Source organism: Ralstonia nicotianae (assembly GCF_018243235.1).
GTDB classification, from domain to species: Bacteria; Pseudomonadota; Gammaproteobacteria; order Burkholderiales; family Burkholderiaceae; genus Ralstonia; species Ralstonia nicotianae.
Map to the genome: position 1 here is coordinate 1,027,889 of NZ_CP046675.1, position 14,915 is coordinate 1,042,803.

Annotated in this window: 14 protein-coding genes and 1 pseudogene; 8 read left to right on the plus strand and 7 right to left on the minus strand. The window is 63.5% G+C overall.

The genetic code is table 11. The annotated features are described in order from the left end of the window. The first annotated feature begins 56 nt into the window (after positions 1 to 56). The gene (locus GO999_RS20655) at positions 57 to 551 is read left to right on the plus strand and encodes an Lrp/AsnC family transcriptional regulator (RefSeq protein ID WP_019719983.1); all 495 of its coding nucleotides are present in this window, start codon (positions 57 to 59) and stop codon (positions 549 to 551) included. Positions 552 to 994: 443 nt separating this feature from the next. On the opposite strand, the gene GO999_RS20660 is transcribed toward GO999_RS20655, so the two are convergent. Together GO999_RS20660 and GO999_RS20665 are read right to left on the minus strand one after the other, a co-directional pair. Continuing rightward, positions 995 to 1,876, minus strand: a complete 882-nt coding sequence (locus GO999_RS20660; protein ID WP_071014348.1) for an oxidoreductase — start codon at positions 1,874 to 1,876, stop codon at positions 995 to 997. A 112-nt stretch (positions 1,877 to 1,988) separates the two neighbouring features. Next, positions 1,989 to 2,573, minus strand: a complete 585-nt coding sequence (locus tag GO999_RS20665) for a TetR/AcrR family transcriptional regulator (RefSeq protein ID WP_028854564.1) — start codon at positions 2,571 to 2,573, stop codon at positions 1,989 to 1,991. A gap of 249 nt (positions 2,574 to 2,822) precedes the next feature. Here GO999_RS20665 and GO999_RS20670 point away from each other — a divergent pair, with 249 nt between their 5' ends. Further along, positions 2,823 to 3,158 (plus strand): ArsR/SmtB family transcription factor, encoded by a 336-nt coding sequence (locus GO999_RS20670; RefSeq protein ID WP_071093340.1) that lies wholly within the window; start codon positions 2,823 to 2,825, stop codon positions 3,156 to 3,158. After that, positions 3,151 to 3,633 (plus strand): SRPBCC family protein, encoded by a 483-nt coding sequence (locus GO999_RS20675; RefSeq protein WP_019719979.1) that lies wholly within the window; start codon positions 3,151 to 3,153, stop codon positions 3,631 to 3,633. Before GO999_RS20670 ends, GO999_RS20675 begins: the two co-directional genes overlap by 8 nt. A gap of 107 nt (positions 3,634 to 3,740) precedes the next feature. Here the strand turns inward: GO999_RS20675 and GO999_RS24860 are convergent. Together GO999_RS24860 and GO999_RS20680 are read right to left on the minus strand one after the other, a co-directional pair. Next, positions 3,741 to 3,869, minus strand: a pseudogene (locus tag GO999_RS24860) (XRE family transcriptional regulator); the annotation flags it as partial. A gap of 86 nt (positions 3,870 to 3,955) precedes the next feature. Then, entirely contained in the window at positions 3,956 to 4,333 is a 378-nt protein-coding gene (locus tag GO999_RS20680; RefSeq protein WP_028854566.1) for a RidA family protein, read from the minus strand. Positions 4,334 to 4,947: 614 nt separating this feature from the next. On the opposite strand from GO999_RS20680, the gene GO999_RS20690 reads away from it, so the two are divergent. From GO999_RS20690 to GO999_RS20710, 5 genes are all read left to right on the plus strand, one after another. After that, the gene (locus tag GO999_RS20690) at positions 4,948 to 6,087 is read left to right on the plus strand and encodes a Tle-like phospholipase domain-containing protein (RefSeq protein WP_232111388.1); all 1,140 of its coding nucleotides are present in this window, start codon (positions 4,948 to 4,950) and stop codon (positions 6,085 to 6,087) included. A 70-nt stretch (positions 6,088 to 6,157) separates the two neighbouring features. Then, the gene (locus GO999_RS20695) at positions 6,158 to 6,511 is read left to right on the plus strand and encodes a hypothetical protein (RefSeq protein ID WP_072633718.1); all 354 of its coding nucleotides are present in this window, start codon (positions 6,158 to 6,160) and stop codon (positions 6,509 to 6,511) included. Between the two features lie 519 nt (positions 6,512 to 7,030). After that, positions 7,031 to 7,291 (plus strand): hypothetical protein, encoded by a 261-nt coding sequence (locus tag GO999_RS20700; RefSeq protein WP_211906804.1) that lies wholly within the window; start codon positions 7,031 to 7,033, stop codon positions 7,289 to 7,291. Further along, positions 7,288 to 8,919: a methyl-accepting chemotaxis protein gene (locus tag GO999_RS20705; RefSeq protein WP_211906805.1), complete on the plus strand. Its 1,632-nt coding sequence runs from the start codon at positions 7,288 to 7,290 to the stop codon at positions 8,917 to 8,919. The genes GO999_RS20700 and GO999_RS20705 overlap by 4 nt, the downstream gene beginning before the upstream one ends. A 247-nt stretch (positions 8,920 to 9,166) precedes the next feature. Further along, positions 9,167 to 11,764 carry a 2-oxoglutarate dehydrogenase E1 component gene (locus GO999_RS20710; protein WP_211906806.1) on the plus strand — a complete coding sequence of 866 codons (2,598 nt, stop codon included), beginning with the start codon at positions 9,167 to 9,169 and terminating at the stop codon, positions 11,762 to 11,764. Between the two features lie 677 nt (positions 11,765 to 12,441). Here the strand turns inward: GO999_RS20710 and yihG are convergent. The 3 genes from yihG to GO999_RS20725 all read right to left on the minus strand — a co-directional run bounded on the left by yihG (position 12,442) and on the right by GO999_RS20725 (position 14,891). After that, positions 12,442 to 13,344 (minus strand): 1-acylglycerol-3-phosphate O-acyltransferase, YihG family, encoded by a 903-nt coding sequence (yihG, locus tag GO999_RS20715; RefSeq protein ID WP_021155554.1) that lies wholly within the window; start codon positions 13,342 to 13,344, stop codon positions 12,442 to 12,444. Between the two features lie 112 nt (positions 13,345 to 13,456). After that, positions 13,457 to 14,479: an FAD:protein FMN transferase gene (locus GO999_RS20720; protein WP_058908594.1), complete on the minus strand. Its 1,023-nt coding sequence runs from the start codon at positions 14,477 to 14,479 to the stop codon at positions 13,457 to 13,459. Between the two features lie 4 nt (positions 14,480 to 14,483). Beyond that, positions 14,484 to 14,891, minus strand: a complete 408-nt coding sequence (locus tag GO999_RS20725) for a c-type cytochrome (RefSeq protein WP_011004617.1) — start codon at positions 14,889 to 14,891, stop codon at positions 14,484 to 14,486. Positions 14,892 to 14,915 lie beyond the last annotated feature (24 nt).

Consider the following 14,915-nt stretch of genomic DNA (forward strand, 5'->3'; position numbering starts at 1 on the left):
TGCGCGGATCATCGCTTTAGAATCGAAAGTCCAGACGCCATCCCTCTTTTGTTTTCATGGAAAACACGGATCGAAACTTTCTCGACGCAACGGACCTGAAACTGGTGCAGTTGCTGCTGCGCGACGGCAGGGCCCCCTACAAGTCGCTCGCGGCGGAAGTCGGGCTGACGGCGCCGGCATGCGCGGAGCGCGTCCGGCGCCTGAAGGAGCGCGGCGTGATCAAGGGGTATCGCGCCGAAGTGGACTGGACGCGGCTGGGCTTCCCGATCAACGCCATCATCCGCATCGGGGCATCCGCCGAGCGCGGGACCAGCCTTCTGAAAACGTTCCGCGAGACGCCGAACGTGGTCGAGGTCATGCGGGTCACGGGGTCGGACAGCTACATCCTCCATGTGCTGACCCGGTCGAGCGCGGAACTGGAGGCCGTCATCGACCGGATCGGCAGCTTCGGCACCATCACCACGTCGCTCGTGCTCTCGGTGCCCATGCCGGCGGCCGAGCGCGTCAGCCAGGTGCTGTCGGCGAAGTCGCCGGAGCCGCTGTCGCGGTGATCGGCGATCTGTGCGTGCGGTATCTCTGTCTTGTGGCCCAAGAGCGACCACTCCAGGCACACCGGATGCGGGTTCGATTCCCGCCGGCGGAAGAAAACCCAAACCTGCAATCCAACCAACCTCCAGCCCGAATGGCATTCGGCCAGCGTCGGCTATCGCGAGCGCCCCCGAAGGCCCGCGCACAGTACACGCAGGATGCCCGCGCCGCGAAAAAAACAGAGGCGCCGACTCGCATCGGCGCCCCAAAGCAAGACGCTCCCAGAGACAAGAGCACCCACAGACAACCAGGCCATCGACCAAGGGCGACGAATCACGAAGTCGTGAGTCTCGCCCCTCACCCGCCTCACCACATCAGTGCCGATGCCGGATCACGGCCGATCGCCCGCCGCACGGCCACCCGCACAACGACATGGCTTCCGCCCGAGGCCGATGCAGGTGAATCATCAAGATGGGCGCCCATCGGCGGAACGCCGGCCATCCCGTCGCCCGGGCTCAAGCGGCGGCACCGCCTGCGCGTCGAGCCGCAGGTTTTTCCGGATACCCGCATCGACCACGCTCGCCGGCGCGAATCTGCGGAGCAGTCGCAGTCCGTTCGCGCGGCGGCCGGCCGCGTACCGGAGTTTCGGGTGGGCCGCGGTGGCTGCTTCGAGCACGGCATCGGCCGCGACGCTCGGCGCGTCGGCATCGGCCAGCGCCTCCTTGATCCGCGCGGCCACATGGACACGCGCCTGGTGGTAGGCCTCCAACTTGGCGTCAGGCTCGATCAGGTTCGCGTCGAACGAGGTGCTGGTGTAGGCCGGCTCGACCACCGAAACCCGGATGCCCCGGGTGCGCAGCTCGTGGTCGAGGGACTCCGAATAGCCTTCGAGCGCATGCTTGGTTGCCGCGTAGAGCGCGCCGTACGGCATCGGAATCAGGCCGAGCACCGAACCGACGTTGACGATGCGGCCGCTACCCTGGCGCCGCATGTGCGGCACGACAGCGCGGATCATGCGGACGACGCCGAAGAAATTCGTATCGAAGATCGACTGGGCCTGCCCGATCGAGCTTTCCTCCGCCCCGCCGGGGGCGAGGCCGAAGCCTGCGTTGTTGACGAGCAGGTCGATGCGGCCCTCGCGCCGGATCAGCTCCGCGACAGCCGCTTCGACCGACGCATCGCTGGTCACGTCCAGGGACAGCATGGCGAACGGCTGCCCGCCCGCCGGCGCCTCCCGCCGGCTGGTGCCGTAGACCTTGTAGCCGGCTTTCGACAGCCGCTCCGCGGTCGCTTTGCCGATGCCTGACGAGGCGCCCGTCACGAGCGCAATGGAACCTTGGATTTTCATTGGAGCACCTTCACTGGTGGTGGGCGAAACCCGGTTGCTTGGCTAGAAATATGATGATCATCATATTTCTAGCCAAAAAAAATGACGGCTGATCCGATGCGGGCTGCTGGCATCAGGTGTCCGTCGGAACAAGGTGGTTGAGCGTTGCCTCGCGCAGCGCGTCGGAAAGCTTCGGGTCGTCGACCGCGCGTGCAAGCACCAGGGTACCGACCATCATGGCGACGGTGACCAGGGCCTGCTCGTGCGCGCTCGGCTGCCCCCAATCGGGCAACTGGCGGGCGACGAGGTCGACCATCTCCTTGATGCGCCGCGTGGATGCCCGCCTGACCTCGGGAGCCTGGCGCGACATCTCCGACGCCAGCGCCGCGGTCCCGCAGCCGTTTTCCACGTTATCGACATGCGCCTTCGACAGATATGCCTCGGCCATCGCGCGCAGCACTTCCCGGGGCGGCGTGGTGGCGGCAATGTGCTCCATCAGCGTCACGCCTTGCGCGCCGGCGCGATCCGCCGCTTCCGCCAGCATCGCTTCGCGCGACGCAAAGTGCGCGTAGAAGCCGCCGTGCGTCAGGCCGGCATCCTTCATGATGTCGGCCACGCCCGTGCCGTGATAGCCGCTGCGCCGGATGGCGCGCGCAGCCGCTTCGACGATACGTTCGTGCGTGGCTTCCTTGGTCCTGGAGGTCGGGCTTTTTTTCATATGATGCTCATCATATTTATTCTTGCCACCAAATGCAAGGCGATTTTCGGCATGCCGGTCGGGCTCAATGTGGGCCTGGGCATCCGTCGGGCAGCAGCAAGATCCAACACGGCAAAGCCCTCTTTCAAGGTAGCGAGCAGACAACGTGGCCTCGGATGCATATACGCCAGCGACCCTTGACTGATGCTTTACATGCAAGCATTTTATTGCCTATTATTCATGCAACCAATGACTTGCCTGTAGCCGTCCATGGCCGAGCACCCCGATGACACCGACCTGCTGTTCAAAGCCCTCGCCGATCCCAGCCGGCGCAAGCTGCTGGACCTGCTGCACGCCCACGACGGCCGCACCCTCAACGCGCTGTGCGAGCACCTGGACATGACGCGGCAGGGCGTGACCCAGCACCTGGGCGTGCTCGAGGCGGCCAACCTGGTCGTCACCCTGCGGCAGGGTCGCGAGAAGCTGCACTTCCTCAACCCCGTGCCGCTGCAGGAGATCTACGAGCGCTGGATCGCCAAGTTCGAGAAGCCGCGCCTCAAGGCGCTCTCGAAGCTGAAACAACGACTGGAGAAAGACAATGACTAGATCGACCTTTGTCTACGTGACCTACATCCGCACCACGCCGCAGACGCTGTGGTCGGCGCTGACCGATGCGGAATTCATGAAGCAGTACTGGTTCGGCATGCACTGCGAAAGCCAGTGGACGGCGGGATCCGCGTGGCGGCTGGTGTCCGGCGACGGCCAGGTCTTCGACACCGGCGAGATCGTCGAGGCCGACCCGCCACGGCGCCTGGTGATCCGCTGGCTGCACCAGAGCCGGCCCGAACTCAAGGCCGAAGGCGCATCGCAATGCACGATGGAGCTGGAGCCCACCGGAACGGCGGTCAAGCTCTCCATCACCCACACCATCGAGCGCGAAGCGTCGAAGCTCATCGAGGCGGTGTCCGGCGGGTGGCCGAAGATTCTCTCCAACCTCAAGTCCCTGCTGGAAACCGGCTCCATTGCTCTGCAGGACCCCTACCCCACCGCGAACGCCCACGCTGAAAAGGCGTCGTCGTAGCCGGAAACCGTGCGTCGGCCAGGGTGCGGCGACAAGGCCGGGACAGCGCATGGCGCCCGGCTTCGATGCAGCGCAGCGCCGTCTGCAGCACCGACGGAAATCGCTTGTCAGCAAGCGCCCCTGGGCCGATGCAGCTCTGCAACCGTCATGGAAAAGACGAGCTCGGCGGTGCCATCGTTGACATACCGGTGGGGCACATCCGTCTTGGCAATCGCGGAGCAGCCTTCCGGAATCATTCAGGTCGGTGGCGCGTTCAACGACCGCGCCCCACCCGGAGCAGTCAGCCGCGTGAATGGGAACGCATGACCCGCTTTGCAGAGCGTCAAGGCTTATAGGCAATCGCCTCGATTTCTATCTTGGTACCGACCATGTTCTTCGCCTGCAGCGTCGAACGCGACGGCTTGTTGTCGCGGAAGAACTCGCCATAGACACGGTTGAATGCCTCAAAGTCGCGGGCGTCTTCAAGCCAGACGGTTGTCTTCACGACGTCCGCGAGCGTGCAACCCGCGAGCGCGAGGACATGCGCGACGTTCTCCAGTGTCTGGCGTGTATGCGCTTCTATCCCGCCACTGATGATGCTGCCGTCTTCGCCTCTGGCGACCTGACCGGACACAAAGACCAGATCGCCGGCCTTCGTCGCCAACGAACGCGGCAAGGTGCGTGTGGCCGGATTGCTTTCGGCAAAATACTCAATCGTCATTTGAGTCACCTTCCTCACGTTCCGCTCGCCCGTCTTGGCGTTGAATCCCGAGGCTGACGGCGTGTGCCACAGGTTGTCCGGACATCAGAATATGCGGTCGGATTCCAAATCGCTCTAGTGCGTTTGCTTGAGCGGCCAAGGTCATATTCTTGAGGTCATTTCGGCCAGCAACGGTTTCGGATTCAACCGGTCGGTGCGCATTCCATCAGTCAACACCCATTCTCCTTCGATGCGCTTTTGGTGGTGTAGCGAAGTCAGTGAATGCTTGAGGTCCGACTACGTAGGCGTGGTCACGAATCGAGCCCCCACCTCGAGTCAGCTGCCTTTACCGTGCCATCGGCTTGCCGCTTCTTCAACGAGGCGTTGCGTTTCGCGAGCCGGTCTGCATTCAAAAGTTTGTCGTGGTGCCGCTAAGAGCCGCCCGAAGCAATCCGGACACGGTTTCAGCCGTGAAACATTCCTGCCCCGAAATCAGCCTCCCCAGCGAATCCAAACCCACGAACGCTTGCCGTTCCAGCATTGGCACGATTGTTGTTCGTACTCACTAACTGGCCCGTCGTAATCGGGCCGGCTACGGCCACGACGTTGGCCTGCATGCCCGCGCATCGATCGGGATGATGATTCCGCTCAACGCACCTGTGAACCGTGAGGCCGAAGTCGAGATCGACGGCGGCCGAGGCGTTATTTGCCCGATGTGCCATGCCAACCGTAGCGCGTATTCGCACCCTCACCATCAGTACGTACGCCAGCGGGCAGCAGTCGCCGCCGGGGCGCTCCAGGAGGCTCAAATGAATGGGGACTCAAGGCCATTTCATGCTGGCCTGGCAACGGCCTGCGCTTTGATCATGGCCGGTTGCGCTGCCTACAGGCAGACGGACAGCCAGGTTGTCGCCAGGGAACCTGGAGACCGTTTCCTGGGGACACCCAAGCCTGTTCAAACGGAAGCCGAAACGGACTGGGAATATGCGTGGCTCAGCCAGGTCGCTTACTGCAAGATTTCGTCCGTTACACAAGCGCCAAAGGGCGCGGACAAGAACGCATGCGTCCACGCCAAGGAGATCCTCGAACATGACGGGTGGAAATCCTGGGGCGACCTTCCTGCTGACGAGCTGAAGACTGCGATTAAGGGCTCCCATCTCAGGGTGGAGGTCTGGGAAAAACCTAGCGCCAGATTGCTCGTGGTGGCTTTTGGCGGAACGATTTTGAAGAGCGGGAAGGACTGGAAATCGAATCTGAGGTGGTTCCTCCCTGGACACAAGGACGAATACACGCAAATTGTTGACAAATTCGGCCCGGCTTTCACTGACGAATATCTGAGACGTGTTCACAGCGCAGAAGGCGCCTACCTGAAGGACTTTCGCATTCATTCAACCGGGCACTCACTGGGTGGCGGGTTGGCTCAGCAATTTGCCTACTCATTGCCGCTGCGCCCCGAAGTGCCACGGATCTCGCACGTGTATGCGTTCGATCCGTCGCCTGTCACCGGGTTCTTCAGCGTCGACAAAGAAACCCGCGATCAGAATAAGAAAGGCTTGAACATCGACCGCATTTATGAGCGGCATGAAATTCTGGCGGTGGTCAGATCGTTTACCAGCCTCTTTGTGCCGCCGTCCAAAGCAGATCCGTCAATTCGCGGTGTCCGATACAACTTTTTCGGCTCCATCAATCCGATTTACGACCACTCCATCCTGGAATTGGCTGAGAAGCTTCAGGCGGTGAGCGATCACGGCCACGCCGTCGAAGCTGCCAAGTAGTGTTGACAGCGCCGCTATCATAGCGAAACCGACTTTGCAATCCTTGTACGTCTTCCATAGGAGAGGAACTATGAGCGTCGATATTCAGCCCCAGCCGGCCGTTCCTCCTCAATCGGCCGTCCTAGTTCCGCAACCTGGCAAGGGTATGCCGCCTGAGTTGCTTTATCAGTTGATGAAAGACGTCCTTGACGGACCGTACACACCAAACCAGAAAAAAGAACTGATCGACGAAATTAGAAAATCTTCTGGTATGGACCGATGGTCGTCAAGAACCGCAATCTGGATGCTCGGCTTGATTGTTCCATGTTCGTTAATCTCGCTTATCGTTTTGAATGCCGCGGGTAACGATATAACGGGTGTAGTCGCCATTGGTTCAACTGCGGTTGGCGGACTCGCTGGTTTATTGGCTCCCACCAAGGATTAGTGAGCGTCACTCAGTCTTGTGCGATGACTTCCCTTGTGAGCCGTTACGCTCCTATGGCGACAGCCAGCCACGATTTCCGGCGACAGAGCGTCTGTTACGAGGCCGACTGCAGACATTCGAATGTCTGCGCGAACGCGTTGCTCAGCGTCCGCAACTGGCCGGCAGCCGAATACCGGTGCCCCATCGCGCATCGGCACGCCGGGAGGTGACTGGTCACGCTATGTGGGGCAGGAGAAGCTGCGCCCCAGACCGGCTGGACCGTGCTCGCGTTTGCGCTGGACCAGCACCCGCCGCGACGCCACACGAACGGCACGTCGTTCCTTTACGCACGCGTTGCTCAGTGGCGATCGCCCCTAAGAGCCCGTTTGAAAATTCAAGGATGAGCGATTCCGCGCAGTAGCGATCCCGCATCGCAAAAATACAAGAAAGCTCAACTTTGGGGCGCTGTCCGTGTGTTGATTCCCAGTGGATGAGCGCTGCTTACCGATCTTAGCGCGATATTCCGTATCTGATGCTCGCATGTCGTGTGCGTACCCAGATCTGAGGCGTATTGCCACACTCAAGATTCCTCTTGCACTGCCGACATGTTCGATCGAAGCAGCCTGGGCAATATCGGCGAGCGCCGGCTTTAAAGATCGGCAAACGACGGCCGCAAGTCTTCCCGAGATGCGCCTGCTTCAACGCATGCACCTGCGTGCATTGCGCAATGGCTCGGCAATGACGCCGCCGGGCCGTGATGTCTCTCTCTTTGAAGCTGCTGAAACAGGAAGAAGCAAATGAGAATCTCGGATATGAGGATCGGGGTACGGCTCGGAGCAGCGTTCGCGCTTGTCGTGGCGTTGCTGATCGGGATCGCCGCGGTCGGCATACAACGGCTGGACGACAACAACACAAAGATGGGTCGGATCGTGAGCGAGCGCTACTCACTGATCGCGCTGAGCAACCAGATCAAGAACAACGGCTACAAGGCCAGCGGCATTCTCAGCAATCTGCTGCTCGCCACCGCGCCCGAGCAGAAGACGAAGTACATGAGCGACTACGCGGCCATCCGCCAGGCCAATGCGCAGGCCTATAGCCGCCTGGAGAAGCTGCTCACGACCGATCAGGGCAAGGCGCTCTTCAAAGACCAGTTCGAGGCGCGTTCAGCCTACGGTGCCAGCGTCCGCAAGTTCTTCGCGCTGGTTGATGCCGACAACGTGCAGGAGGCGCGTGCCCTGTACCAGGGTGACATGTCGCGCCTGCAAGACCGGTACTACGTGCTGGTCGACAGGATGGTCGACCAACAGGCCGGCGAGATGGAGCACGATGTGAGCGAGGCTGCCGCCCAGGGCGCCAACGCCAAGATCCAGATGATCGTGCTGGCCGTTCTTGCCACGCTGCTGGCCATTGCCACGGGGGCCTTCATCACCCGCACCATCACGCGCCCGATTAACCATGCCATGCACCTGGCTGAGGCCGTGGCGCAGGGCAATCTGACGCATCGGCTGGAGGTCGACACGCAAGACGAGATCGGCCGTCTGCTGGCGGCGCTCAAGCACATGATCGAAAACCTGCACGGCATTGTCAGCCAGGTGCGGGGCGGCACGGACACCATCACCCGCGCATCGAGCGAAGTGGCCAGCGGCAACATCGATCTCTCGAGCCGTACCGAACAGCAGGCCAGCTCACTGGAGGAAACGGCGGCGGCCATGGAGCAGCTCACCTCCACCGTCAAGCAGAACGCTGACAACGCGCAGGAGGCCAGCCGCCTGGCATCCAATGCGTCGATGGTCGCCACCAAGGGCGGCGATGCCGTGGACGAGGCGATCCAGACCATGAGCACGATCAACACGTCGTCGCGCAAGATCGTCGACATCATCGGCGTGATCGACGGCATTGCCTTCCAGACCAATATCCTGGCGCTCAACGCTGCGGTGGAAGCCGCGCGCGCCGGCGAGCAGGGTCGCGGCTTTGCCGTGGTGGCTGGCGAGGTGCGCAGCCTCGCGCAGCGCAGCGCAGCAGCGGCCAAGGAGATCAAGGCACTCATCGAGGATTCCGTCGGCCACGTCAGCACCGGCACGGCCAAGGTGGAAGAGGCCGGCCAGATCATCCGCGACGTGGTGGCCGGCATCCAGAATGTGACGAACATCGTGTCCGAGATCAGCGCATCGAGCCGCGAGCAGAGCGACGGCATCGAACAGATCAACGAGGCCATCACGCAGATGGACAAGGCCACGCAGGAAAACGCCTCGCTGGTGGAGGAAAGCGCCACGGCGGCACAGGCCCTGCAGGACCAGGCCAATCAACTGGCCGACATGGTCAGCACCTTCAAGCTCCACGCAGACCTGTCTGGCCGTGGCCGCGCCGCGCAAGGCGAGGCAGGCTCTGTGGCACACGTCGCCTGGAGTCAAGCGCAAACGCTTTCGTAGTCGCAGTGCTGTTGCTGTAAACGGGCAACGGAGGAGGCACGGGCTGTCGCGAGGCGGCTCGTAAAAGAAGGAATCGACGGAGCGCCCGGCCGGCTCGCCCGGTTTGGTGTTTCGAAAGGTCCCGCCGTCTGTCCGAACATGCGCCTGCTGCACTGCGTCTGCGCTGTCTGAAGGACTGCGCGCGTGGAGAGGTGTCGGCGTGCCGACGGCGGGGGCAACTAACGGCGTCTCTTTCTCCTGCACAACCATGTTTTCCCAATCGCTTCAATTTGCCGATCAGGATTCTGTCGCCGCGTTCGACCCGTATGCCCTGCCGACGGAGGCGGCAGACGCCGGGCCGCGGTCTACCCCCGTTACCCGTCTGATCGACGCCTACCGAGGTCTCGGGTATCGCCGTGCGCGCCTCGATCCGCTCTCACGCGCACCGCTGCCCGAGGTGCCCGAACTCCGACTGCGGTTCCATGGCTTGGACCCTGCACACAGGCGCGAGTCAGCGGGCGCCGTGTTGCCGACGGCGACCACCATGCAGGAACTCGAGTGGCAGCTCAAACGGGTGTACTGCGGTTCCATCGGCCTCGATTGCAGCGGCGTGCGCAAACGCCAGCGCCGCACCTGGCTCTACGCGCGCATGGAGGCAGAGCTGACGGCACCGCCACTTGCCCCGGACCGCAAGCGTTGGCTCCTGGGTCGACTGGCCGCAGCCGAAATGTGGGAGCGCCTCGCAGCCGATCGGTTTGCGCATGCCAAGCGGTTCTCTCTCGAAGGCTGTGAGAGCCTGGTGCCGCTACTCGAAACGCTGTTCGACGAGGCGGGCAGTTGCGGTGTGCGACAGGTCTTTCTCGGCTTGCCGCATCGCGGGCGCTTGAACGCGCTGGTCAACGTGATGGGCTTCGATGCGCAAGACATGCTGGATCGGCTGGATCCGGATTCCGAAGTCGCCATCGCACAGCGCGATCTGCCGTACCACCTTGGCGGGCTCGCCAAGCGAACCACCGATGCTGGCGAGCTCACATTGGTGCTGGCGCCGAACCCCTCGCATCTGCAGAGCGTGTATCCGGTTGTTTGCGGTATGGCGCGCGGACACCTGGACGAGCATCCCGACACGCCATGCCTGCCGGTGATGGTGCACGGCGACGCGGCGTTCGCCGGTCAGGGCGTTGTCATGGAGACCTTGAACCTCACCCGTCGGAGCGGCTACACGGCAGGCGGGGTCGTGCACGTCATCGTCAACAACCAGATCGGATTCACGACGCCCAACGTGATGGACGTGCGCGCCAACGACTATTGCACCGACGTGACGCGCATGGTTGATGCGCCGGTGCTGCATGTCAACGCAGACGACCCGGAAGCGGTCTTGCGCGCTGCGCGGATCGCCATTGAGTACCGCATGGAGCATGGTGCGGACATCGTGATTGATCTGCTCGGCTATCGTCGGCTGGGGCATTCGGAGCACGATCTGACCGCCGTGACACAGCCGGCGCTGCACGCGGCCATCGCGTCGCATCCGACCGTCACCGAGCAGTATCACGCGGCCGTCGCGGAATCGACGCGCCTGGTCGATCTGCGTGAAGATGCCCTGCGCCAGTTGCTGGCGGGCTCCGCCGTAGCCACGTCAAGGGCTGGCGCTGCGGCGGTCGTCAACGGGACGCGCCATCGGCTCCAGCCGCTGTCGCTGCAGCGCTTGCAAACGCTGACGCAGACGTTGACCACGTTGCCCGAAGGTGTGGTTCTGCACGATCGGGTGCGCGATCTGTGCGAGTGCTGGCGCGCGGCGTTGGCTGATGGCCAACACACGGTCGATTGGCGCATGGCTGAAAACCTGGCCCATGCCACGCTGCTGGAAGACGGTCACGGCATCCGGCTGTCCGGCATGGACGTCGGGCGCGGCACGTTCATGCACCGGCATGCGGTGTGGCATTCGCAAGCCACGCTGCCGGGTGAGGGCCGCCAGCACGTTCCGCTGCAGCATGTCGCACAGCGCCAGGGGGCTTTTGACATCGTCAACTCTCCGCTGACGGAAGAAGCCGCACTCGGCTTTGAATACGGTTATAGCGTGCAGACGCGCACGCGGCTGACGCTCTGGGAGGCGCAGTTTGGCGACTTCGTGAACGGCGCCCAAGTCTTCGTTGACCAGTACATCGCGTCGGGCGAATACAAGTGGGGGTGCCAGTCGGCGTTGACCATGCTGCTGCCGCATGGCCATGAAGGTGTTGGGCCGGAACATTCCAGCGGGTTCCTGGGCCGTTTTTTGCAGCTTTGCGCGGACGAGAACCTACGCGTTGTCGTGCCCTCGACCTCCGGCCAGTGGTTCCATCTGCTGCGCGAGCAAGCCACACTGGCAGCCCCCAAACCACTGATTGCCATGTCGCCCAAGTCGGAGCTGCATGGCAATGGGCGTTCGCATTCTCGCGTGCAGGACCTGGTCGACGGAGCGTTCATGCCGGTGCTGGCGGATACGGGTGTGGCCGAGCCGAACGCCGTCACGCGCGTGGTGCTGTGCAGCGGCAAGTTCTTTTACGAACTGCTGGCGCAGCGTGAGCACGACGCACGCACTGACGTGGCGCTGATCCGCGTCGAGCAGCTCTACCCGTTTCCGGCGCAGGCACTCATGGCTGCACTGGCGGCCTTTCCGAACCTGAGAGAAATCGTCTGGGCGCAGGAGGAGGATGTCAACCAGGGCGCATGGCGCTTCGTGCGGGATGAACTGGAGGCGTGTCTGCCGCCCGGACGCCGGCTCGCCAGCGTGTGCCGTCACGCCACGCCATCGGGGGCGCATGCGTCGGTGCGGGCACATCAGGTGGAGCAGCGCAGGGTGGCTGCTGCGGTATTCGGTGTTTTTCGCTGATCTTCTAGTCTTCTAGTGACACTCGTGGAGGTAAGGTAGGCATTGTTGCGGCTACCCGACAGGCTATTGCGTTTCTGACTCGTCGCTGTCTGAGTTTGGGCTGACTACGTTGTGCACCGGCTCGCGGGCTGCGCGTCCGACTACCCATGGCCTCTCGACTGGCCGGGCACCGTCCGAGGGCGATCCGCGGGCCGGCAATCCCGCTCTCGACGGGATTGCCGTACCCGGTTCTCGTACGCTAGATGGTTTGTCCCTTGGACGTACCCGCAAAAGGCGACCCGACGCTCTGATTGGCAATGCGGACAGAACACGGTGGGATCGACCGACTTGAGCCGAGGATGCGGGGATCGGATTTGAGTGGCCCCTGGCGATGGAATGATCGCAATGTCGCCAAAATCGGAAGTACACGATCAGGCCATCCATGACAGCAACCGCTGGAGGGCCATCACCGAGCCTAGGACGACGAAAGGCTGCAAGGGGTCGATACGAGCCCGTTGCCCCTCCCCTGCGCATCGGCGAAGAAGAAAATGCCCCGACGTGTAGCCGGGGCGTATTCAACGTGGCAGGCCAGCACCGACTGGCTCAAACGAGCTCCAGCTCAGTCTGGGCTTTGCCCGCGTGGCTCCATCTAGGAATCCGACAGTGCTGCTGTCACCGCCAGCGAACAAAGCCCGCCTTCACCGCGCGGCCTGCGACAACATGGCCTCGATTCGCTGATCCTTCTCGTCCCAGAGCTGGGCGAGCCAGCGGTGGAAGTTGCTGCGGAAAGCGGCGTCAGCGCTGTAGTCGCCGCTGCAGAAGTCGGCCGGAATCGGCAGTTCGCGAATGTGCACCATCACCCTGCCGGTCTGGCCGCTGGCAAGCTGCCAGAAACTGGGCGTGCCATCCGGATAGGCAATGCTGATATCCAGCAGCGACTGGAATCGCTCACCCATGGCATTGAGCGTCAACGCAAAGGCGCCGGCTTTCGGCTTGAGCAGGTGACGATAGGGGGAGGACTGCGCTTGATGCTTGGCTGCGGTGTACCGCGTGCCTTCGGCAAAGTTCATGACGCTGGTCGGCACGTTGGTGAACTTGGCGCATGCGCGGCGCGTGGTGTCCCGGTCCTGATTGCGCAGCTCGGGGTGTTTGCGCAACGCGGCCCTGGAATGTCTGCGCATGAACGGGAAATCCAGCGCCCACCAGGCCAGGCCGATCACCGGCACGTAGATCAGCTGCTGCTTGAGAAAGAACTTCAGCAGCGGAATACGCCGGTTCAGCACCCGCTGCAGCACGAAGATGTCGACCCACGAGCGATGGTTGCAATTGACCAGGTACCAGCCCGCGTAGCGCAAGTCGGCGGCGCCTTCCACGTTCCATGGCTCGCGCTGCAGCAGGTCGATCCAGACATCGTTGCAGGTGATCCAGCGCGTGGCGACCCAATTGAGCATGGGGTCGATCCGCTGGCGCACCGCCACGGCCGGAACCAGCAGCTTGAACGCGGAGAGCATGAACAGCGGCACACTCCAGAACAGCGTGTTCAGCGCCAGCAAGGTCAGGCTGAGCACACCCAATACGAAGGTAGGCAGGACGCGTATCAACGGTACCTCCAGTGAGCGCCTGCCGGGCAGTCGCGGCAAGCGTGAATCGTGATGGCCAGGATACGCGAGGGTAGCTCGGATCGCCGGCCGAAACCATGCGTTGCGTCAGGATTCATGTCTGCAAGCGCAAGGCCATGCCGGGCGACATCCATGGACGGGGCCCGGGGCCCATGATGAGCGCATCCACGCCCGCCGGCGGCACCAGCAGGCGCCGCCCTGCCTCCGCGCCGGCCACCATGATGGCTGCACCGAGCCCGTTCACATCGTCAACGCTGCGTGCAACCAGGGTGACGCCATGCGGGCCATGGGTCGGCAGGCCGGTCTTCGGGTCGAGAATGTGGTGGTAGCGCTGGCCGTTGCGGACGAAGCCGCGCTCGTAGTCGCCTGATGAGGCCACGATGCCGTCGCTGAGCGCCACCACGCCGAGCAATCGGTCGGGCGCGAGCGGGTTGCGCAGCCCGACCCGCCAGTCGTGGCCCTGGAGCTGCCCGCTGACCAGCACGTCGCCGCCCCCGTTGATCATCGCATCACGGACACCGTGTCGCCGCAGCACGCGCAGGCCTGCCTGCAGGATCGGCAGCTTGGCGACGCCGCCCAGGTCGAGCTTCATGCCGGGGCGGCGCAGGTAGACACGGCCTCGTGCCTGGTCGAGGACGACATCGCGATAGTTCACCAGCCGCTGCTCGTGCACAAGCTCGGCGCGGCTCGGGATCCGGGCCTGGGCCGGATCGAAATTCCAGCCGGAGAACGCGCCGACTGTGATATCGAAGGCCCCCCCGCTTCGCGCCGAGAGCCGCGTGGCCAGCTTGAGTATCGCCATCAATTCCGGCGCCACCGGCACCGGGTTCCGCCCGGCCGCGCGCGCCAGTGCGCTGACCTGGCTGTCCGGGCGGTAGCGGCTCATCAGCCGTTCAAGCCGGGCCATCTCGGCGAAGGCGGCATCGATGGCCGGCGCGGCGGCACCGGGCATCGCGCCTTGCGCCACGATGTCGACTTGCGTGCCAAGCAGCCGGCGCGACGCGTGCTGGACGGCGGGATCGGCCAGCGCCGGCCGCACGAACAGGCCGACCGCCAGCAGGGGCACGCCGGTCAGGCAACGCCGGCGGGCAAGGTTGGAAGGAGCCGAAGCGCGCATGGCATCACTGCGACCGCGCCACCATGTAGTCCACCGCGGCCTTGATGGCGTCGTCAGGCAGGGTCGAGCCGCCGCGCGCCGGCATCGCGCCCGTGTTGCCGTTGAAGCCTTCCAGTGCGTGCTTGTAAAGGGTGTCTTTGCCCTGGGCGACGCGCGGCCCCCAGTCGGCCTTGTCGCCCGGCTTGGGCGCACCGGCCACGCCTGCGGCATGACACATGGAGCAGACACTGCCGTAGGTGCGTTTGCCCAGCGCATTCTCGGGGGCCGGCGCGGCGGCAGCAGTGGCTGGCGTGCCGCTCTGCACCTGGGCCGCCACCGCAGCGGATGCGGGCGCGGCGGTTTCCTTCTGACCGCAGGCCACCAGGACGGCACCGCCAATCAGCATCAGGCATAGGGTGGTTTTCGTGCGCATGGACATCTCCTTGAGTCGGCGCGA

Excerpts from the sequence above, each read along its gene's own strand:
- GO999_RS20725 (WP_011004617.1), bottom strand. The coding sequence starts at position 14,891 with ATGCGCACGAAAACCACCCTATGCCTGATGCTGATTGGCGGTGCCGTC.
- GO999_RS20675 (WP_019719979.1), top strand. The coding sequence starts at position 3,151 with ATGACTAGATCGACCTTTGTCTACGTGACCTACATCCGCACCACGCCG.
- GO999_RS20670 (WP_071093340.1), top strand. The coding sequence starts at position 2,823 with ATGGCCGAGCACCCCGATGACACCGACCTGCTGTTCAAAGCCCTCGCC.
- GO999_RS20680 (WP_028854566.1), bottom strand. The coding sequence starts at position 4,333 with ATGACGATTGAGTATTTTGCCGAAAGCAATCCGGCCACACGCACCTTG.
- GO999_RS20665 (WP_028854564.1), bottom strand. The coding sequence starts at position 2,573 with ATGAAAAAAAGCCCGACCTCCAGGACCAAGGAAGCCACGCACGAACGT.
- GO999_RS20700 (WP_211906804.1), top strand. The coding sequence starts at position 7,031 with ATGTCGTGTGCGTACCCAGATCTGAGGCGTATTGCCACACTCAAGATT.
- GO999_RS20690 (WP_232111388.1), top strand. The coding sequence starts at position 4,948 with ATGATGATTCCGCTCAACGCACCTGTGAACCGTGAGGCCGAAGTCGAG.
- GO999_RS20705 (WP_211906805.1), top strand. The coding sequence starts at position 7,288 with ATGAGAATCTCGGATATGAGGATCGGGGTACGGCTCGGAGCAGCGTTC.
- GO999_RS20695 (WP_072633718.1), top strand. The coding sequence starts at position 6,158 with ATGAGCGTCGATATTCAGCCCCAGCCGGCCGTTCCTCCTCAATCGGCC.
- GO999_RS20655 (WP_019719983.1), top strand. The coding sequence starts at position 57 with ATGGAAAACACGGATCGAAACTTTCTCGACGCAACGGACCTGAAACTG.
- GO999_RS20720 (WP_058908594.1), bottom strand. The coding sequence starts at position 14,479 with ATGCGCGCTTCGGCTCCTTCCAACCTTGCCCGCCGGCGTTGCCTGACC.
- GO999_RS20710 (WP_211906806.1), top strand. The coding sequence starts at position 9,167 with ATGTTTTCCCAATCGCTTCAATTTGCCGATCAGGATTCTGTCGCCGCG.
- GO999_RS20660 (WP_071014348.1), bottom strand. The coding sequence starts at position 1,876 with ATGAAAATCCAAGGTTCCATTGCGCTCGTGACGGGCGCCTCGTCAGGC.